Origin of the sequence: Paraburkholderia sp. CNPSo 3281 (assembly GCF_024206515.1) — a bacterium.
In the GTDB taxonomy this organism is placed as follows: domain Bacteria; phylum Pseudomonadota; class Gammaproteobacteria; order Burkholderiales; family Burkholderiaceae; genus Paraburkholderia; species Paraburkholderia nodosa.
This window is the reverse complement of sequence record NZ_JAMBPS010000046.1, coordinates 17163-37961: the sequence shown is the minus strand read 5'-3', so window position 1 is coordinate 37961 and position 20799 is coordinate 17163. Positions and strand designations below refer to the sequence as shown.

Sequence of the window (20799 nt, the reverse complement as noted above, 5' to 3'; positions counted from 1 at the left end):
CTTCCGGCGATGACACCCTCAAGTGGGCGGCGCGCACGATTGCGCCCGCGCCAGCAGCACTTCGCGGTCGCGCGCGTTTTGCGTGAGCGCGGCCGCACGCGCGAATTCCGCGCGCGCTTCGGCATGGCGCGCCAGCTTTTCCAGCAGATCGCCGCGCGCGGCCGGCAGCCACGGATAGTGGCGCAGCGAGGGTTCCGCGCACAGCGCATCGACGAGATCGAGCGCCGCTTGCGGCCCCTGCGCCATGCCCACCGCCACGGCGCGATTCAGGCGCACGACGGGCGAGGCGTCGAGTTTGAGCAGCGCGTCATAGATCGGGACGATCTGCGCCCAGTCGGTCGCCGCCGCGCTCGGTGCGCGCGCATGGCAAGCCGCCAGCGCCGCCTGCAACGCGTAGGGCCCTGGCGCACCCGCGCAGGCCGCGCCGCGCGCGATCGCGGCAAGCCCGCGCCGAATCAGGAGCGCGTCCCAGCGGCTACGGTCCTGGTCGGCGAGCAGCACGGCGCGCCCGGCCCGGTCCGCGCGCGCGGGCAAGCGCGAAGCCTGCAGTTCCATCAACGCAACGAGGCCGTGCGCCTCGCCCTCGAGCGGAACGAGTTCCGCCAGCATGCGGCCAAGCCGCAGCGCTTCTTCGCACAGTGCGGGCCGTGTCCAGTCCGGACCCGCCGTGGCCGCATAGCCCTCGTTGAAGATCAGATAAATCACTTCGAACACCGAAGCAAGTCGCGGCTCGAGGTCAGCCAGGCGCGGCACTTCGAACGGGACCTTCGCGGCCGCGAGCGTGCGCTTGGCCCGCACGATGCGCTGCGCGACGGTTGCCTCGGGCACGAGGAACGCGCGCGCGATCTCCGCCGTGGTGAGGCCGCCGAGCAGACGCAGCGTGAGCGCGGCGCGTCCTTCCTTCGGCAGCACGGGATGGCACGCCACGAACACGAGCCGCAGCAAATCGTCGCCGATCTCGTCCTCGCGCGCGGCGTCGAGCGCCTCCACGAAGTCGGGCGCGAAGTGCGCCTCGAGCGCTTCGAGGTCCGCGCCCATCGCCTCGTGCGCGCGGGCATGCGAGGCCGCGCGACGCAGCCGGTCGAGCGCGCGATGTTTCGCGGCGGTCATGAGCCACGCTCCGGGGTTCTCGGGAATGCCGCTCGCGGGCCAACTCTCCAGCGCGGCGACGAACGCGTCCTGCGCGATTTCCTCGGCCACGCCCACGTCGCGCACGATGCGCGCGGCGTGGGCGATCACCTTCGCCGACTCGAGGCGCCACACGGCCTCGACCGCGCGGCGCGTCGCCGTGAATGGGTCGTGAGGGTCGCGCGCTGGTGTCACGAACCGTGCGCGCCCTTTTCGACCGCCGCCGGCGACATGTACATCAGTTCCCAGATGTGGCCGTCGGGGTCTTCGAAGCTGCGGCCGTACATCTCGGTGCCGCACTCCATCGGCGGGCGCTTCGAGCTGCCGCCCGCCGCGAGCGCCTTTTCGACGAGCCCGTCCACTTCCTCGCGCGACACGCACGAGAGGCAGGTCAGCACCTCGGTGCTTTCGCGGGCGTCCACGAGCGCCTTGTCGGTGAAGCCGCGCATGAAATCCGTGGTGAGCAGCATGGCGTACATGTTCTCGCCCAGCACCATGCAGGCGGCCTTGTCATTGGTGAATTTCGGGTCGAACTTGAAGCCGAGCTGGCCGAAGAAGTCCATCGAGCCCTTGAGATCGCGCACGCCCAGATTGACGAAGATGTGCTTATGCATGATTGGAGCCTCACTGTGATCGAGTAAATGTTCAGGATGCCTTACGCTCTTCCTGGAGCTGTCGAAAACTCTCGACGCCCTCGCACTGCGGAAGTTCGTCGAGTTCATAGAGCTGCCTCACTTCGACCTCGCCTTCGGCGTGCTTGCCGAACGGCGATGGGAACCGGCGCGCCCATTCGAGCGCTTCGTCGCGCGAGCGGACCTGGATCAGCGTATAGCCGGCAATCAGCTCCTTCGTTTCGGCGAACGGGCCGTCGACGATGGTGGGCTTGCCGTTGGTGTAGTGCACGCGAAAGCCACGCGAGCTGGGCTGCAGGCCCGAGGCGTCGAGCAGCACGCCGGCCTTCGCCAGTTCCTCGTGATAGCGGGCCATCTCGGCGAATATTTCCACGTCGTCGGGCGGCTCGCCCGCTTCGGTCAACGCGTTGGCGCGCACCATGATCATGAATCGCATTGTCTTCTCCTGAATGTGACGTTCGGGGTGTTCGAAGCAAGCGGCACCCTTGGGTGCGCTCATGAACACGACGCGCGGGGCGCACGGAAATCGACAACGGCCAGCGATATTTTTTACGAGCCTGGGGAAACTACCTGGAGAGGCGCCGCCTCAGCGGAAACACGGACCGGTTTCGCGCACTTCGACGCTCGCCCATTGCGCCGCGGGACAGCGCTGCGCGATGGCGAGCGCCTCGTCGCGCGTTGCGCAATCGACGAGGAAAAAGCCGCCGATCATCTCCTTCGCCTCGGCGAACGGGCCGTCGACGATGCTCGTGCGCCCTTCGCGCACCTGCACGCGTGCGCCGCTGGTGTCGGCGGTGAGCGCGTGCGCGTCGATCAGCTTGCCCTCGGCGGCGAGTTCGTCGGCGAACTCGACCATGCGCGCGTAGAGCGCCTCGCCTTCGGATGGCGCGCGCGTGTCGCGCTGGCCGCGCGGCTCGGCGATGAGCAGCATGAATGGCATGAGCGTGTCCTCTCAGTCAGCCTGCGATCCTGAAAGGCAAGAGTCTATTCCAGAAAAACCGTGGCGCGTCGGGGCCGCGCGCGCTTGCGGGCGCTCACGCGTAGCGCGCGAGGAAGAGATCGGCGGATGACTCGGCGACCTGGCGCTGCTGCGCGTCGTCGAGCGGGGACTGGCCCATCGCGACCTGCGGCCAGAAGGCGAACGCCTTCACGATGCCGTGCAGTTGCTGCGAGGCAAATGCCGGGTCGGTCGTTTTCAGACGGCCATCGGCGGCGGCGGCGCGCACCCAGACTGTGACGTCCTCTTCGCGCTCGCCGATGCGAGCCACCATGTCGCGCGCGCGTTCCGGCGAGTGGATGCCCGCCGAGATCGCCACGCGCGCGAGCTTGAAGAACGCTTCGTCGCTCAGGAGCCGCAACTTGCGCATCAGCAGCTCGACGAGTTGCGCGCGCAGCGGCTCGCCGGCGCGGTAGGACGGCGCGTCGGCGGTCGCGCTCGCGTCCCAGAGCTGGCACAGGATCGACGCGAACAGCGCCTCCTTGCTCGGGAAATGGTTGTAGACCGTGCGCTTCGAGACGCTCGCGCGCGCCGCAATACGGTCCATGCTCGTGGCGTCGAAGCCGGAAGCCAGAAATTCGTCGATAGCCGCCGCGACGATGGCGGCGCGCTTGCGGTCGGTCAGGCGCTGAGGGGTGGCTGGGGTGCAATCCATTTCAGAATCTTACACCAGACAGTTTACTTTTCGCCAGAATAAACTACACTGTGCAGTCTACTTCCTGTTTCCAAAGGCAGCCGCCGACATGACCTCGCCCTTCGCATCGCTGAGCCGTACCTTGGGCCTGAGCGCCGCACAACGCGGCCGCGAGCTCTCGCATACCTCGCCGCAACACGACGGCGAGCGCTTTCGCAACGTGCGTTCGCGCCCGGCCGAGGGCCTCGGCAAGACGCTGAAGATCATGTGGAACATGATCTTCCACAAGCCGGGCGGCACCATACCCGCTGGCGCGCTGCCCGTTCAGGCGCTCACGCGCGAACAGCTCGAGGCCGCGCCCGACCGCAGCGTCTACCGGCTCGGCCATTCCACGCTGCTCTTCAAGCTGCGCGGCCAGTTCTGGCTCACCGACCCGGTGTTCGCCGAGCGCGCCTCGCCGTTCCAGAACCTCGGGCCGAAGCGCTTTCACGCGCCGCCCATCGCGCTTGCCGATCTGCCGCCGTTGCGCGGCGTGATCCTCTCGCACGACCATTACGACCACCTCGACCGCGAAACCGTGCTCGCGCTCGCCGCCACGACGGGGGTGTTTCTGACACCGCTTGGCGTGGGCGACCGCTTGATCGAATGGGGCATCGACGGTGCGAAGGTGCGCCAGTTCGACTGGTGGCAAGGCGCGAATGTCGAGGGCGTCGAGTTCACCGCCACCCCCGCGCAGCATTTCTCGGGGCGCAGCCTGTTCGACGGCAACAGCACGCTGTGGGCCTCGTGGGTGATCGCCGACGCCGACCTGCGCGTGTTCTTCAGCGGCGACACCGGCTACTTCGACGGCTTTCGCACGATAGGCGAGCGGCTTGGCCCGTTCGACGCGACTTTCATTGAGACCGGCGCGTACGACCCGCAATGGCCCTACGTCCACATGCAGCCCGAGGAAACGGTGCAGGCGCACGTGGATTTGCGCGGCGAATGGCTCGTGCCAATTCACAACGGCACGTTCGATCTCGCGATGCATCGCTGGCAGGACCCGTTCGAACGCGTGACCGGCCTCGCGCTCGCACGCGGCGTGACGCTCTCCACGCCGCGTATGGGCGAGCGGCTCGATCTGGTCGAGCCGCATCGTGGGGAGCGCTGGTGGCGCGAGGTGGTGGAAAGCGCGGAAAGCACCAGGCGGCCACGCGCGGCGCGCCGATGGTTCGCTTGCCGCGATGCGAGCGAAGCGCGGCCGTAAGACCTCGTCCCACACTGTGTCCCCCTGCAGCCCGCGCGGCACACAAACGCGCGCGGGCACGCTAGCTGCTCGCTCCCCGCTTCTTCCCCTTCGCTGCAAAAGTCTCCTAAGCTTTTGCATCAAGGCGCGCATCGCGCCCGCCCGGCTTACCGCGCCCCATTATCCTTAACGGGATTTCCCCAGGCTGACAGCCTTCGATTTTTGGCATTAAATAAATCAACTTGATTTATTTAGTCGGCCACGCAATTCATCCAGCGCCGATCCCCTCTTCAGCTTTGCATGAGACCGGAGGAGACACGTGAGAAGTCCGCATGTCGGTCAGGGCAGCAATTCCGCCAACGTCCGCCGCTTCAACGAACGCCTGCTGCTGCAGGCGCTGCGTCGCGCGGGCGAGGCGTCGAAGGCCGATCTCGCGCGTCTCGCGAATCTCACGAGCACCGCGGTGGGCACCATCATCACCTCGCTCACGGCCAATGGCCTGATCGAGGTGAGCGGGCGGCGCGACGGCCAGCGCGGCCAGCCCGCCTCGCTCCTGCGCCTCTCGCCGCGCGGCGCGTTCGCCATCGGCGTGCGGCTCGACCGGACCAACATCGAAACCGTGCTCGTGGATTTCGCAGGCCAGATGATCGAGCGCCGCTCGCGCGACATGCTGCTGCCGCAACCCTCGGTCGCGCAGGAGATCGTGCAGCGCGACATCGCCGAGCTATTAGGCCTCCTCACGACCGAAGAACGCAGCCGCCTCGCCGGCATCGGCGTGGCGCAGCCGTACAACCTCGGCAGTTGGCTGCGCGAACTGGGCCTGCCGGCCGACACCTTCCGCGTGTGGAACGACGTGGATTTCGCGGGCGAACTCGCGCGCGCCACGGCGCTGCCCGTGTTCAGCGAGAACGACGGCAATGCCGCCGCCATCGCCGAGATCTTCTACGGCTGCGGGCGCCAGCGCGACGACTTCCTCTACCTCTTTCTCGGCCCGGCGATCGGCGGCGGCATCGCCATCGACGGCGACTGCGTGCGCGGCCTCACCGGCAACGCGGGCGATTTCGCGGTGATGCCCGTGCCGCCGAGCCGCCTGCCCTCGGCGCACAAACCGCCCGGTCAGTGGGACATCCTGCTGTCGCGCGCGTCGCTCATCGCGCTGCGCCGCCATCTGCAGTATTGCGGCGAGACGATCGACAGCCGCGCCGACCTGGAAGCGTGCATCGCGCGCGGCCACCCCGGCGTGCAGGAATGGCTCGACGACTGCATCGATGCGCTCGCGCCCGCGCTGCGCTCGGCGTTCTGCGTGCTCGACGTGCCGGCCGTGGTGCTCGACGCCGACGTGGACGCGGGCCTCATCGACACGCTCATGCAGCGCCTGCGCCTCGCGGTCGCGGCCACCGCGCCCGAGGCGCGCGGCACGCCCGCCCTGGTGCGCGGCACCTTCGGTCCCGATGCGGGGGCGCTCGGCGCGGCCACGCTGCCCATGTTCTTCAACTTTTCGCCGCGCGCGGGCATCCTCATGGGTGCCGGCGCACAAACTTACGCACAAGCGCAGGAGGAGAGCCATGTCGCCCTCTGAGTCCACACCGCCGCTGCTGGAAATGCGGGGCATCACCAAGACCTTCCCCGGCGTGCGCGCACTCGACAACGTGCGCCTGACCGTCTACCCAGGCGAGGTCCACTCGCTCATGGGCGAGAACGGCGCGGGCAAGTCCACGCTGATGAAGATTCTCTCGGGCGCCTATCAGGCCGACCCCGGCGGCGAGATTCTCATCGAGGGCAAGCCGGTCGTGATCGACGGGCCACATGCGTCGCGCGCGCTGGGCGTGGCCGTGATCTATCAGGAACTGAGCCTCGCGCCCAATCTCTCCGTTGCCGAGAACATTCATGCGGGCCGCGAACTGCGCAAGGGCGGTCGCCGCTTCGGCACGGTCGACCGCCGCGCCATGGAGCGCGGCTGCGAAGACGTGCTCAAGCGCCTCGGCGCGAGCTTCGGGCCCACCACGCTGGTCGGCTCGCTTTCCATCGCCGAGCGCCAGCTCGTGGAAATCGCACGCGCCGTGCATAGCGACGCGCGCATCATCGTGATGGACGAACCGACCACGCCGCTCTCCTCGCGCGAAACGGAGCGCCTTTTCAAGCTCATCAACCAGCTGCGCGACGAAGGGCTTGCGATCATCTACATCAGCCACCGCATGGCCGAGGTGTACGAGCTTTCGGACCGCGTGTCCGTGCTGCGCGACGGCAGCTACGTGGGCACGCTCATGCGCGACGCGCTCAACGCGGAAAGCCTCGTGAGCATGATGGTGGGCCGCGATATTTCGGGCTTCTACAAAAAGGCGCACGCGCCTTACGATCCGGGCAAGGTCGTGCTCACCGTGCGCGATGTGGCCGACGACAAGCGCGTACGCGGCTGCAGCCTCGACCTGCACGCGGGCGAAGTGCTCGGCATTGCCGGCCTCGTGGGCGCGGGCCGCACCGAGCTTGCGCGCCTCATCTTCGGCGCGGAGCCGCGTGTGCGCGGCGAGATCGCCATCGACGGCAAGACGCTTAACGTGCACACGCCGCGCGACGCGATCAACGCGGGCCTCGTCTACCTGACCGAAGACCGCAAGCATCAGGGCCTCTTTCTCGACATGAGCGTGCGCGACAACATCAACGTCGCCGTGGCCGGGCGCGACGCGCGCATGGGCGTGCTCGACCTCGCGCGCGGCGGCGAGCGTGCGAAGGAAGCCATCCGCTCGCTCTCCATTCGCGTGCCGAATGCGCGCGTGAACGTGGGCGCGCTCTCGGGCGGCAATCAGCAGAAGGTGCTGCTTTCGCGTCTGCTGGAAACGAAGCCGCGCGTGCTGATTCTCGACGAGCCCACGCGCGGCGTCGATATCGGCGCGAAGTCGGAGATCTACCGCATCATCAACGACCTCGCCAAAACCGGCGTGGGCATCATCGTGATTTCGAGCGAGTTGCCCGAGATCATCGGCGTGGCCGACCGCGTGCTCGTCATGCGCGAAGGCATGTTCGCCGGCGAGCTTGGCGGCTATACGGCCAAACCCATCAGCCAGGAGGCGATCATCGAACTCGCCACCGGCTCGCAGCACCCGCTCGACGAAGCCGCTTGACCATCACCGCATACGCAAGAAACGTCCCTCAGGAGTACGACATGAAAAGCATTCTTCCCCGGCACGGTGTCGCGGCCTCGTCCACACAGCCCGCGCAAGGCGCTCAACCCGCACGCAGCGTCGCGGTCGACGGTCATCGCCAACGCATGAAGTCGCTCGTGCGCACCGCTGGCATGCTGCCGGTGCTGGTTCTGCTGTGCATCGGCTTCGGTCTGCTCAACGATGGCTTCTTCACGCTGGAGAATCTTTCGATCGTCACGCAGCAGGCGTCGATCAACATCGTGCTCGCCGCCGGTATGACCTTCGTGATTCTCACGGGCGGCATCGACCTCTCGGTGGGCTCGGTGCTGGCCGCCGCCGCCATGGCCGCCATGATCGGCTCGAACATCGTAGGCTGGGGCTGGCTCGGCGTGCCCATGGCGCTCGCGGTGGGCCTCGGCTTCGGCCTCATCAACGGCGCGCTCATCGCGCTCCTGCGCCTGCCGCCGTTCATCGTCACGCTCGGCTCGCTCACGGCGGTGCGCGGCATTGCGCGCCTCATGGGCCACGACACGACGATCTTCAACCCGCAGCTGTCGTTCGCGTTCATCGGCAACGGCACGGTGCTCGGCGTGCCCTGGCTCGTGATCATCGCGCTCGTGGTGGTGGCCGGCTCGTGGTTCGTGCTGCGCCGTACCGTGCTCGGCCTGCGCATCTACTCGGTGGGCGGCAACCCGGAAGCGGCGCGCCTCTCGGGCATCAAGGTGTGGGGCATCGAGATGTTCGTCTATGCCGTGTCGGGCCTGCTCGCGGGTCTCGGCGCGGTGATGTCGGCGGCCCGTCTCTACGCAGCCAACGGCCTGCAACTGGGCCAGTCCTACGAACTCGACGCGATCGCCGCGGTGATTCTGGGCGGTACGAGCTTCGTGGGCGGCGTGGGCTCGATCATCGGCACGCTAATCGGTGCGCTCATCATTGCCGTCCTGACCAATGGCCTCGTGCTGCTCGGCGTCTCGGACATCTGGCAGTACATCATCAAGGGCCTCGTGATCGTCGGCGCCGTGGCGCTCGACCGCTACCGCCAGCGCGGCTCGGCCCGCACGTAAGCGGCACCGGATACAGCATCAGCCAGAAACAGGCGCGAGCGCAGGCGGTCCTGCTGCGCTCGCCCGGAAAGCACCCAAACAGGACCCCTCAGGAGACAACCTCATGTTCAAGAAGAAAGCCGTTCTCGCCGCTGCCGCCCTCACGTTCGGCTTCGCACTGCAAGGCGCGCATGCCGCCGACAAGCAGCTCAAGTCGATCGGCATCACCGTGGGTTCGCTCGGCAATCCGTACTTCGTGACGATCGTGCAGGGTGCGGAAGCGAAGGCCAAACAAATCAACCCGAACGCGAAGGTCACGGCCGTTTCCGCCGACTACGACCTCAACAAGCAGTTCACGCAGATCGACAACTTCATTTCGGCGCACGTCGACATGATCCTCCTGAACGCGACCGATCCGAAGGCGATCTTGCCGGCGGTGAAGAAGGCGCAGGCGGCCGGCATCGTGGTGATGGCCGTGGACGTGGCCGCCGCGGGCGCCGACGCCACCGTGCAGACCGACAACGTGAAGGCCGGCGCGATTTCGTGCGAATACCTCGCGAAGAAGATCAACAACACCGGCAACGTGATCATCCAGAACGGGCCGCAGGTCTCGGCCGTGATCGACCGCGTGAACGGCTGCAAGCAGGTGCTCGCCAAGACGCCCGGCATCAAGATCCTCTCCGACGATCAGGACGGCAAGGGCTCGCGCGAAGGCGGCATGAACGTGATGCAGGGCTACCTCACGCGCTTCCCGAAGATTGCCGGCGTGTTCGCCATCAACGATCCGCAGGCCATTGGCAGCGACCTTGCCGCGAAGCAGCTGCATCGCAGCAACATCGTGATTACGTCGGTGGATGGCGCGCCCGATATCGAAACGGCGCTCAAGAGCGATACGCTGGTGCAGGCCTCGGCAAGCCAGGACCCGTGGAAGATGGCGCAAACGGCCGTGCAGGTGGGCTACGAGATCATGAACGGCAAGAAGCCCGCCAACCCGATGATCGAAATGACGCCGCAACTCGTCACGCGCGACAACGTGGCCAGCTACAAGGGCTGGTCGTCGCAGCACTGAGCGTCTGGCGTTGCATGAGCATGGGGCGTCCCTGCTCGCGCAATCATGCGAGCACGGCGTCCTTCGTCACCACGCGGCGCGGAATGATTTTCAGGTCGTAGAACGTGTCCGCGATCTTCTGCTGCTGCGCGATCACGGCGGCATCGATAGGCCGGTATTCATGCGCGTAGTGCGTGAGGCCGGTCTGGATCGTCGCCGCGTCGAGGCCCTGGATCGGTGAGAGTTTCGCGGCCGCGGCCGCCGTGTTGGTGCGCACCCATTGCCCCGTCTTGCCGAGTTCGTCCACCGCGATCGCCAACGCGTCCTTGCGGTGTTGCGCGAATTCGCGCTGGCTCAGGAAGAACTGATGATGGCTAGCCACGCCGCTGGCGTCGGCAAGCAGGCGTGCGCCGTCCTGCGATTCGACGGCCGCCAGGAACGGGTCCCAGATCGCCCACGCGTCGATGGCGCCGCTTTGCAGCGCCGCGCGCGCGTCGGCGGGCGCCAGATACACCGGCTGCACGTCGCCAATCGAAAGGCCGTGTTTTTGCAGCAGCGCGACCAGAAACCAGTGCACGTCCGAGCCGCGATTCAGGCCGATCTTCTTGCCCTTCAGTCCTGCCACGTCATGGATCGGCGAGTTTTTCGCCACCACCACGCCTTCCGCGTGCGGCGTGGGCAATTCATAGGCCGTATAGACGAAATCCGCGCCGGCAGCCTGGGCAAACACGGGCGGCGCCTCGCCCACGTAGCCAAAGTCGATCGCGCCCACGTTCAGGCCTTCGAGCAATTGCGGGCCGGCCGGGAACTCGGTCCACGACACCTTTATACCGAGCGGCGCGAGGCGTGTTTCGAGCGTGCCGTTGGCCTTGAGCAGCACGAGCGTGCTCGCGGCCTTCTGATAGCCGATGCGGAACTGGTCGGGCTGATACTTCGCGAACGCGGTGGCGGGCAGCGCCGCGCCGGCGAGCGTCGCTCCCAGCGTGGCGAGGAAGTGGCGGCGGGTATAGGGCCTGGGCGGCGTGGGGCGAGTCATCTTCGGCGCTTCCGTGTTGGCATGGGGCAGGCGCCCACACGGCGCAGCCATCGAAGCGATAATGCTATCCGGCCGCACGCGTTCACAGAACCGATGTTTCGCGCTAAGCAAATCACGCCGGCAGGAATACGCGGGCCGGCTTCGCGTGTGCCCTATGTGCCTGCCGTCATGTGCGGATTGGGCGACATATGCGCCCCGTTCAGGCGATACCAGCGCACGAATGCCTCCGACGGCATGGGCCTCGCGTAGAAAAAGCCCTGGATATAGGTGACGCCGCGCGCGCACAGATAGTCGCGCTGCACCTGCGTTTCCACCCCCTCCGCCACGAGCCGCGCACCAAGGCTATGCGCGAGGTCGATAATGGCGTCGAGCACGGCCGCCTTGCTGCCTTGCGCGTCGATGGTCAGCACGAAGCCGCGATCGATCTTCAGGATATCGAACGGAAATTTCTCGAGATACGAGAGCGAGCAATATCCCATGCCAAAGTCGTCGATGGCGACCTTCACGCCCTCGCGCCGCAAGGTCACCAGATTGCTGCGCGCCTGCTCGGTATTGCGCACCAGCGTGCGCTCGGTGATCTCCAGCGCGATCGTCGCGCCGTGCGGCGCCACGGCCGCGCGCAGCGCCTGCACGTCGCTCACGAGCTGTACGCCCGACAGATGCTCGGGCGCGAAGTTGACGCCGAGGTGAAAGCCCGGTGCGACGTCCCACGTGGCGACGTCGCGCTCGATGAGCTTCAGCAGATGCTGCGTGAGCGGCACGATCACGTGCTCTTCTTCGGCCACCTGAATGAACTCGTCCGGACGGATCGCGCCTGTGCCTGGCCGCACCCAGCGCAGCAACGCCTCCACGCCCTCGCAGCGCCCCGTCTCGACGCCGTAGAGCGGCTGGTATTCGACATGAAATTCGTTTGCGCGGATGGCCCGCAGCAGTTGTTCGCGGCGCGACTGCCCGCTTTGCTGCAAGCGGCGCACGAGCCAGACGAGCCACGCGGAGAAGGCAACCGCCCACGGCATATAGCGCAGCAGCAGGCCACGCCAGGCTTCCAGAATGCGCTCGGGCCGCCCGTAGATCTTCAAATCGATCGTGGCGCCCGACATGCGCTTTTGCACATCGACCAGCAACGGCGCGCCGCGCACGTTCACGAGCGCCATGGCTTCGCGCAACACGGTGCCCTCGCCCACCCTCAGCTCGGCCTGGCGAAACACCGTGAGCGGCGCAGCGCCATGCAGCAAGTCCAGCAGATACTGCACGTCTACCACCGCCACGACCGCGCGCCCCGCTTCACCCGCGACGCCAACCAGCAGCGAGGGGCGGTTGCGCACCATCGGCGTGTCGTTGACGATCAGGAGCCATTCGTTCTCCGAGGCCGGCACGCTGCCATTGAGCCAGCCGCCATTGGGAACCGCCTGTTGCAGAAACGCGGACGAGCAGTCGATGCGGCCGTCGTAAAGGATGTTGAGCGTACGCACATAGGGCACGGTGGCGGCCTTGCGCGTGAGAGACGGCGAGAGCGTGTCGCATGCTTCGTTCGCACGCGGCGCGAACGAGCGCGCCGCGCTCTGCGCCGTCTCGACGATCGAGACCACCTGCCCGACGATAAACGCGGAAGCGAGGCTCGCCTCACGCTGCGCGATGCGCTCGGCCTCGTAACGCCCGAGCACCACACACAGCAGGATCGGAATCAGCGCCACGACCAGCAGCACGAGCAAACGCGAGACTCGCGAGCGGACCGCGCCGGGGTTGGGCGAGACTTCGGGCAAGGCGTCCTCCGCACCAGGGCCGTCAGGGAGGGCGGCTACGGTATGACGCCAACATACACCAACGCGCCAGCAGCGGGCGCGCGCGGTACCCCGCACACGCAAACGTCAGCTAACGTACGCGCCGATCATGCGCATTCGATGCGGTTGCGGCCGCCCTTTTTCGCGCGGTAGAGCGCGAAGTCGCTGCGCGTGAGCGCGGCTTCGGCGCTCACGTCGGCGGCACTCATGAGCGTGATGCCGATACTCACGGTCAGCGCCACCACATCGCCCTCCACGCCGAGCGGATGCGCCGCGAAGCGCTCCTGAATGCGCCGCGCGACGCTTTGCGCGCCCTCGAGATCGGCGGCTGCCAGCAGGATCGCAAACTCCTCGCCGCCGATGCGCCCGGCCATGTCGCCCGCGCGCAGCTGCGTGCGCAGGATGTCGACGAAATGGCGCAGCACGTCGTCGCCGATCGCGTGGCCCCAGCGGTCGTTGATCGACTTGAAGGGGTGCCACGGCGTGAGATTCGCGGTGGAGTGCTCGAACGAGGCGCGCCACGCGTCGAGATCGTCGGGATGAATCAGCGCGTCGATGCACGCCGTGTCGTGCGCGGCCTGCTCGGACGTACAAGGGCCACGCAGCCACGAAACGAAGCGGCGTGCTTGCGTGTGCAAGCACGTTACGCCAGGCGGGATCCGCAGAGATATCGGGCACGATGGGCGGCTCACGCGCCGCGCCGGCGCTGCAACCATGCGCCAGCGCGCGCAGCGCCTCGTAGAGCGTTTCGTCCACGCCGGCACCCAGCCCGCGCTCGGCGGGCGCCTCGCCGGGCACCACGCAGGCCGCCGCCACGCCGAAATGCGCCGCGACGAGCCGCAACAGGCCGTCGAGCAACGGCGCCGCCGTGGCACGCCCGGCGGCGAGCGAAAACGCATGATCGTGCGAGCGCAACGGTCCGCCCGGCTGCCTCACGCCGGCGCACCCGGCTTCGGTGGCGGGCGGCACGGCCTCGGGCATCGACGAGGGGACGGTCATGGCATGCGCTCAAACAGGAATTTCAAGCGCCTGGTATATAGCGCGCGCCGGGCAGTCCGGCGGCTGCCCCGCAAGCCTCAGGTGTCGCCGCGCCGGCGGAACACCCACCAGCCCAGCAGCGCCGTGAAGGTCGCGACCAGCACTACCATGAGCCAGAAGCCGTGGCGGTTTTCCGCGAGCGGAATGCCGCCCACGTTCATGCCGAAGAAGCCCGCGACGATGTTGATCGGCAGCGCGAGCACGGTGACGAGCGTGAGCGTGAAGAGCGTGCGGTTGTTCTGCTCTTCGAGCCGCGCAGCAATTTCTTCCTGCAGGAGCTTGATGCGCTCGACGAGTCCGGCCATGTCGCCCAGCACGAGCGAGAACTCTTCGGTCGCCTCGCGCAGGTCCTGCATGTCGGGTGTCTGCAGCCAGCGCGGCGGGCGCGCGAGCAGACGGAAAATCGAGCCCGGCTCCGGCGCGAGCATGCGTTGCAGGCGCACCAGGATGCGCCGCATGGCCGCGAGTTCATGGCGGCTCGCATTGCGGCGCGAGGCGAGAAACTGGTCCTCGGCGCGATCGACGTCGACGCTCGTGCGGCGCACGATCTCCACCATCAGGTCGGCCTGGTCGCGCATCAAGTGGATCAGCAGCTCGGCCGGCGAGCGGAACGTCTCGCCGTTGCGCACGTAGCCGCGCAGACGGTCGATCGAGCGCAGCGGCTTCAGGCGCGCCGTGACGAGAATGCGCTCGTGCGTGTACGACCAGAGCGTCGCGATCTGCGAAGGCGTGAGTTCGAAATCGAACATCACGTCGTTGACCACGGCGAACAGGCCGTTGTCCACGTGTTCGATACGCGTGGAGTGCGAGCCTTCCACGAGCATCTCGAAGAAGGCGTCGGGCACGTCGAGATGCGCGCGCATCCACGGTTGCGCCGCGGCGTGGGCGAGATTGAAGTGCAGCCAGTAAAACGTGTCGTCGCGCACAGCCTGCGGCTCGCCGCTCTCGTGCGTACGCCGCAGCGCCTCGAGGACATCGTCGCACGTGACGGGCTGCCCAGGCTGGCCGGGCGTGAAGCGAAAACCGCAAATGAGGCCCGACAGGTCGGCGCCATACGTTGCGACGGACGAAGCGAAATCCATGGTCGTCATGGCCGGTTGATCGGCGCACAGCATGCCATACGCGTGCTTTTACAGGCAAGCACGCGAATCGATGCGCCGACACGCGCGGGTCATGCGCCCATGTTAGGCAACGCCGGGCAAGCCGAGCTGGGTGCGGCCGAGCGGCGTGAGATCAGCCACACCGGCCCGGTCCGCCAGATCGGCTTCGATATGCTCGGCGGGAAAGTCTGGCGGACTGCGGCCTTCGAGAAAGCTCGGCAGCTGGCGCTGCAAATAGGCGTCGTTCTTCGCGCAACCCGGCGTGGCCGGGATGTACATCACGTTGCTGTAGCCGCTGCCGCGGTGCTCGTCTTCCACGGAGTGAATCACGTCGCAGTGCCAGAATACGGCGTCGCCGGCTTGCATCTGAGGAATCGATATCAACGCATCGATCAGCGGCGCATGCCACTCGGCACTAATCGGCAGCCCACGGCCCGGCTGGGCGCCGCACAGGTCGTCCTCGGCCACGTCGTCCTGCAGCGCGCGCAAGAGGACGTACGCCATGGCGTTGGCGATGGGCACGATCTGCAGCGTGCCGTCGCCGGGGCCCTGCGGCGTAAGCGCGGTCCAGCCCTGGAAGGTGCGGAACATCGAAGAGGCCACGCGCGAGGGAATCTCGCTCGCGTGCGTGCGGTACGCGCCGTCGAACGGGTCGTAGCGCCGCCAGTCGCCCGAGAACACGTGGCGATAGACCTGGCGGAAATTCTCGTCGACCCAGCGCTCGACTGCACCGCCGTCGCAATGCGCGGCGAGGCCGGGCGCAGCCGTTCCGGGCGGCCGGCGCCGCAGACGGTCGGCGTAGACGGGCACGACATCAGGATCGAAATGCACGCGCCCTTCGCTCTCGTGGCGCCACAGGCGATTGAGGAAGACGCGCGCGGCCGTCAGTTCGGCGGACTCGCGCGCCTGCACCTGCGGGCGGGACCAGTAGAGGCCATAGATCAACGGGCGGCTCGCCTGCGGCGGGAGGGCATTGCGCTGCGCCGCGCGTTGGGCGGCACGCGCGTCGAGATCGTTGCGCGCCACGTAATCGGCAATTTCGGCGTCCCAGCGCGCGGCCTGCTCCGGCTCGAACACGCGGCGGATCACACAGGCGCCGCGCGCTTTCACGAGTGCGATCGCCTCGGCGCTCACGCGCTGCGCCTGAATGTCGGCGAACGCGATCTCCGGAATCACGGCCTCGCCTGCCTCGCGCAGCCGGGCGATGTGCCGCGCTTCTTCGCCAATGGCCTGCGCGACGTCCTCGAACACTTCGCGATAATTCGGCAGTTGCGCGCGCAACATGCGCTTGGCCTGCCGGATCGCGGCCGGGACATCGTCGATTTGAAGTGCCGCCATGCGTGTCTCCATCGGGGTTGAATGCCGTCGTTTGATGGCAAGCATACGCCTCAATGGCCTGTGGTCCGCACTGACAGGCCGGCGCCCCCTCTCCTCGCGTCCCAAATTTTCAACAGTCAAACTTGCAAGTTTAGCTGTTTATCTTCATGATGCGCTGACATAGCCCAGCCGAATCCGCGTGGATCGCCATGTCTGCCAAAACCCCTGAACCCGCCGTCATCGACCTCATGCAGGCGATCGGCATGCTCGTGCGGCGCACGCGCAACGAGTCTGATGCGGGCGCCCTCTCGATGACCGAGTCCGTCGTCATGTCGCGGCTCGCCAACGACGGCCCCGCCACGATTGCCGCGCTCGCGCGCGCCGAAGGCATGCGGCCCCAGTCGATGGGCGCCACCATCGCGGCGCTCGAGCAAATGGCCCTCGTCAAGCGTACGCCGCATGCGACCGACGGCCGCCAGTTGCTCATCGAACTGACGCAAAAGGGCAGGCAACTGCGCAAGCAGACCCGCGACGCGAAACAGCTGTGGCTCTCGCAGTCCATCGCGGAGCTCGACGAAGACGAACGCGCCACGCTTTTCAAGGCGGGCGACATCATGAGAAGGCTGGCTGAACGATGAGCGGCACGCGTGATAGCAGCGCTCCCGACAACCGGATTCCCCGGTGCGTCTGGAAGGTCGCCGTGGTCGTCTCCATCGGCTCGTTCATGGCGCAGATGGACTCGACGCTCGTGAACGTTTCCCTCTCCGCCATCGGCCATGCGCTCCACTCGCCCGTTGCCACGACGCAGTGGATCATGAGCGGCTACCTGCTGGCCATGGCGCTCATGCTTCCGCTCAACGGCTGGCTGGTGGATCGCGTCGGTGCGAAGCGGCTCTATCTCTTCGCCTTCTCGACCTTCACGCTCGCCTCCGTGCTGTGCGGCGCGGCGCAAACCATGGAGGAACTGATCGGCGCGCGCATTGTTCAGGGCCTGGTGGCCGGGCTGCTCGCGCCCATGGCGCAGATGATGATCGGGCGCGTCGCCGGCAAGAACATGGAGCGCGTGATGGGCTACGCCACGCTGCCCATCCTGCTCGGGCCGATCCTCGGCCCGGTGCTTGCCGGCGCCGTGCTGGCGCGGGCGGCGTGGCCCTGGCTCTTCTTGATCAACGTGCCGGTCGGCATTCTCGGCGTCACACTCGCCGCGCTCCTGCTCGCGCCCGACGCCGCCCAACCGCAAAAGCGCAGCTTCGATTTCGCGGGCTTCGCCTTGATCTCACCCGGGCTCGCCGCGCTCGTCTTTGGATTCCAGAGCGCCATGCATGCCGGAGGCGCGGAGTTTCTGCTCGCCGGCGTCGCGCTGCTCGCGGGATTCGTGTGGCACTCGGTGCGCCGGCCCACGACAGCGCTGATCGACGTGCGCCTCTTTGCGGACCGGATGTTCGCGGTTCCCGCCGTCACGCAATTCTTCGCCAACGGCATCATGTATGGACGGCAGCTGGCCGTTCCGCTCTACCTCATAGCGGGCTGCGGCCTGAGCGCCGCGCACGCGGGCTGGCTGCTCGCGGCGACGGGCGCGGGCATGATGGCTTCGTTCGCCTGCATGGGCTTTCTCACCGAGCGGCTGGGCTGCCGCGCGCTCGCGGCAGGCGGCGCGTTGCTGGCGCTCGTCGCCACGCTGCCGTTCCTGTGGATGACCGGCCATGCTTTCTCCACGGGCCTCGCGTTGGCCAGCCTCTTTATCGCGGGCGTGGGTCAGGGAACCATTAGCATTCCTTCGATTTCCGCCGCGTATGCCCGCATGCCGAAGGCACGGCTTCCGGTGGCGAACACCGCGTTGAATATCGCGCAGCGAATTGGCGGACCGGTCGCAACGACGCTCATCTCCATCGCCATTTCCGTGGCAGTGCCGAGTTCTTCCGCTTCCGAACCGCGGCAATTCCTGCTGGCGTTCGCGGCGCTCTGCGGGCTGCATCTCCTGTGCTTCGCGGCGGCCACGCTGCTCCCGGCGAGAGTGCGCCGCGCAAACGAGCGCTGACGCCCCGCTCACACCATGTCATCTGCCGCGCTTCGGCGCTGCCGCCGGAAGAACTGCCACATCATCGCCATCGCGTCGGGGCCCCGATCCGAATGAAACGCTTCGCGCGGATCGCCGCCGCTCCATGCATGCCCGAGCCCGCGAACGACACACACCCGCGCGACGAGCCTGCCCGACTTGACATAGTCGGTGTACGCCACCGCGTCGCGGCTATAGGTCCGGATCTCGCCGACGCGCAATTCGCCCTGCGCGTCGAGCAGCCGGTTGACGCGCGCGAACTGCATGCCGAGCTGCACGCCGTTGCGCTGCGCCACGACCGCGTCGATTTCGCCTTGCACGATGAAGGCCGGCACACCGGGATGGGCGGCGACGTCGAGAGCGGCATCGACCAGATGCACCGGGTCTTCGCGGCTGCCGTGGCGCATGACGCTCATCGCGCTCATCGTGGAACTGGCCGCACCGAAAACCGGCCCCGAGTGCAGGCCCACGGCCGCGAAGCGCCACGGATGGCGCATGGCGAGCACGGACGCGAGACCCGCTCCCGCCGAGATGCCCGCAAGGTACACGCGCTCGCGATCGAATCCGTGCTCGCGCACGATGGCATCGACGAGCGAGGTGACCGCTGGCGCCTCCGACTGCGCATGATCGCCGTGCCAGTGCCAGCATCGCTGTGCGTGCGCCGTTTTTGCCTGCTCGGGAAGCAGCACGGCGAAGCCTGCGCGATCCGCCAGCCGGCAAACCCGCGTGCCCGCGGCGAACGACTCCGCCGTCTGCTTGCAGCCGTGCAGCATGACCACGAGCGGCAGGCCCGTGGCCATGGCCGCGCCGGTGGGCAAATAGAGCGCATACGCGAGATGGTTGACGAGATGCCCGGCCCTGGGAGGCGCGGAATGATAGGAGCGGATCCACCTGCCGGCCGTGCCCGCCGGCTGCGCACGCCCCACGTGCGCCTTCGCGGCGCGCCTCGCCGGTTTGGCTGCCAGCCTCGCGACCTGCGTGGCCTTGGCGGGCGCCGTCTTGCGTGCGGCGGCCTTTTTCTTCGGTCGCGGTGCGCTCATGCGGGTGAGCAGTTCGAGACCTTTGAGCCAGACGCTGGTCTTTTTCCTGGGCATGAGCAATGGCAACAAGGCGTTTTGTTCACGTCACGCCAGGCGGCACACGGCGGACAGCGCGAATACAGCGATCACAGCGATCGAGCCGCTGCGAGTTCGACCATCATAACGGTCCTGGCCTCGCGCTGAATTTTGCGTGACCGCGCGCCCTCCGCGTCACACGTGTTGCGGCGCTATAATTTCGGCGACCGTTGCCGCGGTGACCATTCGAACACCGGTAAAAGATCGACTCGATCGCGCTGAAACCGGAAAGAAAGGCCGCACGAGACGACAGCCGAACTGTTCGGCATTACCCGCTTTCCGTCATCCCCGTGACCGCTTCCACGCCAAACGCCTCGCCGCGCCCCACGCTGTTCGGACTCTTTCTGATCTTCAGCCGCATCGGCATGACGAGCTTCGGCGGCGGTTTGAGCGGCTGGCTGTTGCGCGAATTCGTCCAGGATCGCAACTGGATCAGCGAAGAGGACTTTCTCAACGGACTCGCCATCTCGCAGGCGCTGCCCGGCATCAACGTGAAGAACATGGCGATCTGGATCGGGCACCGGCTGCGGGGCTGGCGTGGCGCCGCCGTGGCCGTAACGGGCATCGTCGTGCCGCCCGCGTGCCTGATCATCGTGATTGGCAGCGTCGTTGGCGCGCTCATCTTCCATCCGCTCACGCAGATTCTGATCGCCGGCGCCGCCGCGGCGGCCACGGGACTGTCGCTGTCGATGGGAGTCGTCACCGCACGGCGCGTGCGGCGGCAAGTGCTGCCGCTGCTGCTCATGGCGGCGACCTTTCTTGCGATCGGCATTCTGCGTTTTTCGCTGGTGTGGGTCGTCGTGACAGGCGGCGCCGTGAGCGTGCTCTACGAATACGTGGCGATCCGCCGGGGTGCACGATGAATGCACGCCTGCTCGGTCAGCTAGCCGCCATTTTCGCGCCACTTTCACTCGTGACGATCGGCGGCGGCCAGGCGATCGTCGCCGAGATTCAGCGCCAGGTCGTGGAAGTGCATCCGTGGATGACGCATTCGCAATTCGCCGCCGACTTCGCGATTTCGCGCATGGCGCCGGGCCCGGGCTCACTGCTCGTCACGTTGATCGGCTGGCAGGTTGCCGGGTTCTGGGGCGCACTCGTGGCGACGGCCGCGCTCTTGCTGCCAACCGCTATCCTCATCTATGGCGTGACGCATATCTGGAGCCGCTATCAGGGCGCGGCGTGGCAGTTGGCGCTCGAGCGCGGCCTGCGCCCCATCGCGGCCGGCATGATGCTCGCGGCGGGCTGGGTGCTGCTCAAGTCGCTCAATGGCGGCCTGCCCGCGAAGGCCATTGCCGTCGTGTCGCTTTGCGTGCTGCTCAAAACGCGGGTCAGTCCGCTCGCTCTTCTGCTGGCCGGCGCGCTCGCGCTCTTTGGTGTCAGCCTGATCGGCACGGGCCTGCCGCATTGGCTCCAGGTGCAGCTTACGTAGAAAAACTCCCCGCGGCGACAACTCCACGGGAATAACTGCCGACCCGCGGCGGTATACCCATTGCAGTCTCCGTTGATTCG

General features: G+C 67.2%; 20 protein-coding genes. 9 read left to right on the top strand and 11 right to left on the bottom strand.

What is annotated here, in order from left to right:
* Nucleotides 1-18 precede the first annotated feature (18 nt).
* The 5 genes from M3I56_RS31050 to M3I56_RS31030 all read right to left on the bottom strand — a co-directional run bounded on the left by M3I56_RS31050 (nucleotide 19) and on the right by M3I56_RS31030 (nucleotide 3412).
* Complete coding sequence (locus tag M3I56_RS31050; RefSeq protein WP_254357205.1) at nucleotides 19-1323, bottom strand: sigma-70 family RNA polymerase sigma factor; 1305 nt, start codon at nucleotides 1321-1323, stop codon at nucleotides 19-21.
* Complete coding sequence (locus M3I56_RS31045) at nucleotides 1320-1742, bottom strand: VOC family protein (protein ID WP_254357204.1); 423 nt, start codon at nucleotides 1740-1742, stop codon at nucleotides 1320-1322. The genes M3I56_RS31050 and M3I56_RS31045 overlap by 4 nt, the downstream gene beginning before the upstream one ends.
* A gap of 31 nt (nucleotides 1743-1773) precedes the next feature.
* Nucleotides 1774-2196: a YciI family protein gene (locus M3I56_RS31040; protein WP_028205356.1), complete on the bottom strand. Its 423-nt coding sequence runs from the start codon at nucleotides 2194-2196 to the stop codon at nucleotides 1774-1776.
* Nucleotides 2197-2346: 150 nt separating this feature from the next.
* Nucleotides 2347-2700 (bottom strand): YciI family protein, encoded by a 354-nt coding sequence (locus tag M3I56_RS31035; RefSeq protein ID WP_028205357.1) that lies wholly within the window; start codon nucleotides 2698-2700, stop codon nucleotides 2347-2349.
* A 94-nt stretch (nucleotides 2701-2794) separates the two neighbouring features.
* Nucleotides 2795-3412, bottom strand: a complete 618-nt coding sequence (locus M3I56_RS31030; RefSeq protein ID WP_028205358.1) for a TetR/AcrR family transcriptional regulator — start codon at nucleotides 3410-3412, stop codon at nucleotides 2795-2797.
* An 88-nt stretch (nucleotides 3413-3500) separates the two neighbouring features.
* Between M3I56_RS31030 and M3I56_RS31025 the strand changes: the two genes are divergently transcribed.
* The 5 genes from M3I56_RS31025 to M3I56_RS31005 all read left to right on the top strand — a co-directional run bounded on the left by M3I56_RS31025 (nucleotide 3501) and on the right by M3I56_RS31005 (nucleotide 9868).
* Nucleotides 3501-4637, top strand: a complete 1137-nt coding sequence (locus M3I56_RS31025) for an MBL fold metallo-hydrolase (protein ID WP_254357203.1) — start codon at nucleotides 3501-3503, stop codon at nucleotides 4635-4637.
* 298 nt (nucleotides 4638-4935) lie between these two features.
* A complete protein-coding gene (locus M3I56_RS31020; RefSeq protein ID WP_133187242.1) occupies nucleotides 4936-6195 on the top strand; it encodes an ROK family transcriptional regulator in 1260 nt (419 codons plus the stop codon).
* Entirely contained in the window at nucleotides 6182-7735 is a 1554-nt protein-coding gene (locus M3I56_RS31015) for a sugar ABC transporter ATP-binding protein (protein ID WP_254357202.1), read from the top strand. Before M3I56_RS31020 ends, M3I56_RS31015 begins: the two co-directional genes overlap by 14 nt.
* A 41-nt stretch (nucleotides 7736-7776) precedes the next feature.
* A complete protein-coding gene (locus M3I56_RS31010) occupies nucleotides 7777-8820 on the top strand; it encodes a ribose ABC transporter permease (protein WP_254357201.1) in 1044 nt (347 codons plus the stop codon).
* Between the two features lie 103 nt (nucleotides 8821-8923).
* Nucleotides 8924-9868 (top strand): ABC transporter substrate-binding protein, encoded by a 945-nt coding sequence (locus M3I56_RS31005; protein ID WP_254357200.1) that lies wholly within the window; start codon nucleotides 8924-8926, stop codon nucleotides 9866-9868.
* 43 nt (nucleotides 9869-9911) lie between these two features.
* Here the strand turns inward: M3I56_RS31005 and M3I56_RS31000 are convergent, their stop codons facing one another.
* The 5 genes from M3I56_RS31000 to M3I56_RS30980 all read right to left on the bottom strand — a co-directional run bounded on the left by M3I56_RS31000 (nucleotide 9912) and on the right by M3I56_RS30980 (nucleotide 16140).
* Nucleotides 9912-10883 carry a sulfonate ABC transporter substrate-binding protein gene (locus tag M3I56_RS31000; RefSeq protein WP_254357199.1) on the bottom strand — a complete coding sequence of 324 codons (972 nt, stop codon included), beginning with the start codon at nucleotides 10881-10883 and terminating at the stop codon, nucleotides 9912-9914.
* Between the two features lie 152 nt (nucleotides 10884-11035).
* Nucleotides 11036-12646, bottom strand: a complete 1611-nt coding sequence (locus tag M3I56_RS30995) for an EAL domain-containing protein (RefSeq protein WP_254357198.1) — start codon at nucleotides 12644-12646, stop codon at nucleotides 11036-11038.
* Between the two features lie 125 nt (nucleotides 12647-12771).
* Complete coding sequence (locus tag M3I56_RS30990) at nucleotides 12772-13302, bottom strand: GGDEF domain-containing protein (RefSeq protein WP_254357197.1); 531 nt, start codon at nucleotides 13300-13302, stop codon at nucleotides 12772-12774.
* Between the two features lie 438 nt (nucleotides 13303-13740).
* Nucleotides 13741-14784: a transporter gene (locus M3I56_RS30985; protein WP_254357227.1), complete on the bottom strand. Its 1044-nt coding sequence runs from the start codon at nucleotides 14782-14784 to the stop codon at nucleotides 13741-13743.
* Between the two features lie 102 nt (nucleotides 14785-14886).
* The gene (locus M3I56_RS30980) at nucleotides 14887-16140 is read right to left on the bottom strand and encodes a DUF1479 domain-containing protein (protein WP_254357196.1); all 1254 of its coding nucleotides are present in this window, start codon (nucleotides 16138-16140) and stop codon (nucleotides 14887-14889) included.
* 188 nt (nucleotides 16141-16328) lie between these two features.
* Between M3I56_RS30980 and M3I56_RS30975 the strand changes: the two genes are divergently transcribed.
* Nucleotides 16329-16757 (top strand): MarR family winged helix-turn-helix transcriptional regulator, encoded by a 429-nt coding sequence (locus M3I56_RS30975; protein WP_254357195.1) that lies wholly within the window; start codon nucleotides 16329-16331, stop codon nucleotides 16755-16757.
* The gene (locus M3I56_RS30970) at nucleotides 16754-18157 is read left to right on the top strand and encodes a DHA2 family efflux MFS transporter permease subunit (protein WP_254357194.1); all 1404 of its coding nucleotides are present in this window, start codon (nucleotides 16754-16756) and stop codon (nucleotides 18155-18157) included. Before M3I56_RS30975 ends, M3I56_RS30970 begins: the two co-directional genes overlap by 4 nt.
* Before the next feature lie 8 nt (nucleotides 18158-18165).
* Here the strand turns inward: M3I56_RS30970 and M3I56_RS30965 are convergent, their stop codons facing one another.
* Nucleotides 18166-19269: a PHB depolymerase family esterase gene (locus M3I56_RS30965; protein WP_254357193.1), complete on the bottom strand. Its 1104-nt coding sequence runs from the start codon at nucleotides 19267-19269 to the stop codon at nucleotides 18166-18168.
* Nucleotides 19270-19580: 311 nt separating this feature from the next.
* Here M3I56_RS30965 and M3I56_RS30960 point away from each other — a divergent pair, with 311 nt between their 5' ends.
* Nucleotides 19581-20153, top strand: coding sequence for a chromate transporter (locus M3I56_RS30960; RefSeq protein ID WP_254357192.1), 573 nt, complete (start codon nucleotides 19581-19583; stop codon nucleotides 20151-20153).
* Nucleotides 20150-20719, top strand: a complete 570-nt coding sequence (locus tag M3I56_RS30955) for a chromate transporter (RefSeq protein WP_254357191.1) — start codon at nucleotides 20150-20152, stop codon at nucleotides 20717-20719. The genes M3I56_RS30960 and M3I56_RS30955 overlap by 4 nt, the downstream gene beginning before the upstream one ends.
* Nucleotides 20720-20799 lie beyond the last annotated feature (80 nt).

What these genes read in the sequence shown, in the direction of transcription:
- M3I56_RS30980 (WP_254357196.1), bottom strand. Translation starts at nt 16,140, where the DNA reads ATGGCGGCACTTCAAATCGACGATGTCCCGGCCGCGATCCGGCAGGCC.
- M3I56_RS31045 (WP_254357204.1), bottom strand. Translation starts at nt 1,742, where the DNA reads ATGCATAAGCACATCTTCGTCAATCTGGGCGTGCGCGATCTCAAGGGC.
- M3I56_RS31025 (WP_254357203.1), top strand. Translation starts at nt 3,501, where the DNA reads ATGACCTCGCCCTTCGCATCGCTGAGCCGTACCTTGGGCCTGAGCGCC.
- M3I56_RS31040 (WP_028205356.1), bottom strand. Translation starts at nt 2,196, where the DNA reads ATGCGATTCATGATCATGGTGCGCGCCAACGCGTTGACCGAAGCGGGC.
- M3I56_RS31015 (WP_254357202.1), top strand. Translation starts at nt 6,182, where the DNA reads ATGTCGCCCTCTGAGTCCACACCGCCGCTGCTGGAAATGCGGGGCATC.
- M3I56_RS30970 (WP_254357194.1), top strand. Translation starts at nt 16,754, where the DNA reads ATGAGCGGCACGCGTGATAGCAGCGCTCCCGACAACCGGATTCCCCGG.
- M3I56_RS30975 (WP_254357195.1), top strand. Translation starts at nt 16,329, where the DNA reads ATGTCTGCCAAAACCCCTGAACCCGCCGTCATCGACCTCATGCAGGCG.
- M3I56_RS31035 (WP_028205357.1), bottom strand. Translation starts at nt 2,700, where the DNA reads ATGCCATTCATGCTGCTCATCGCCGAGCCGCGCGGCCAGCGCGACACG.
- M3I56_RS30965 (WP_254357193.1), bottom strand. Translation starts at nt 19,269, where the DNA reads ATGCCCAGGAAAAAGACCAGCGTCTGGCTCAAAGGTCTCGAACTGCTC.
- M3I56_RS30955 (WP_254357191.1), top strand. Translation starts at nt 20,150, where the DNA reads ATGAATGCACGCCTGCTCGGTCAGCTAGCCGCCATTTTCGCGCCACTT.
- M3I56_RS31000 (WP_254357199.1), bottom strand. Translation starts at nt 10,883, where the DNA reads ATGACTCGCCCCACGCCGCCCAGGCCCTATACCCGCCGCCACTTCCTC.
- M3I56_RS31030 (WP_028205358.1), bottom strand. Translation starts at nt 3,412, where the DNA reads ATGGATTGCACCCCAGCCACCCCTCAGCGCCTGACCGACCGCAAGCGC.
- M3I56_RS30985 (WP_254357227.1), bottom strand. Translation starts at nt 14,784, where the DNA reads ATGGATTTCGCTTCGTCCGTCGCAACGTATGGCGCCGACCTGTCGGGC.
- M3I56_RS31005 (WP_254357200.1), top strand. Translation starts at nt 8,924, where the DNA reads ATGTTCAAGAAGAAAGCCGTTCTCGCCGCTGCCGCCCTCACGTTCGGC.
- M3I56_RS31010 (WP_254357201.1), top strand. Translation starts at nt 7,777, where the DNA reads ATGAAAAGCATTCTTCCCCGGCACGGTGTCGCGGCCTCGTCCACACAG.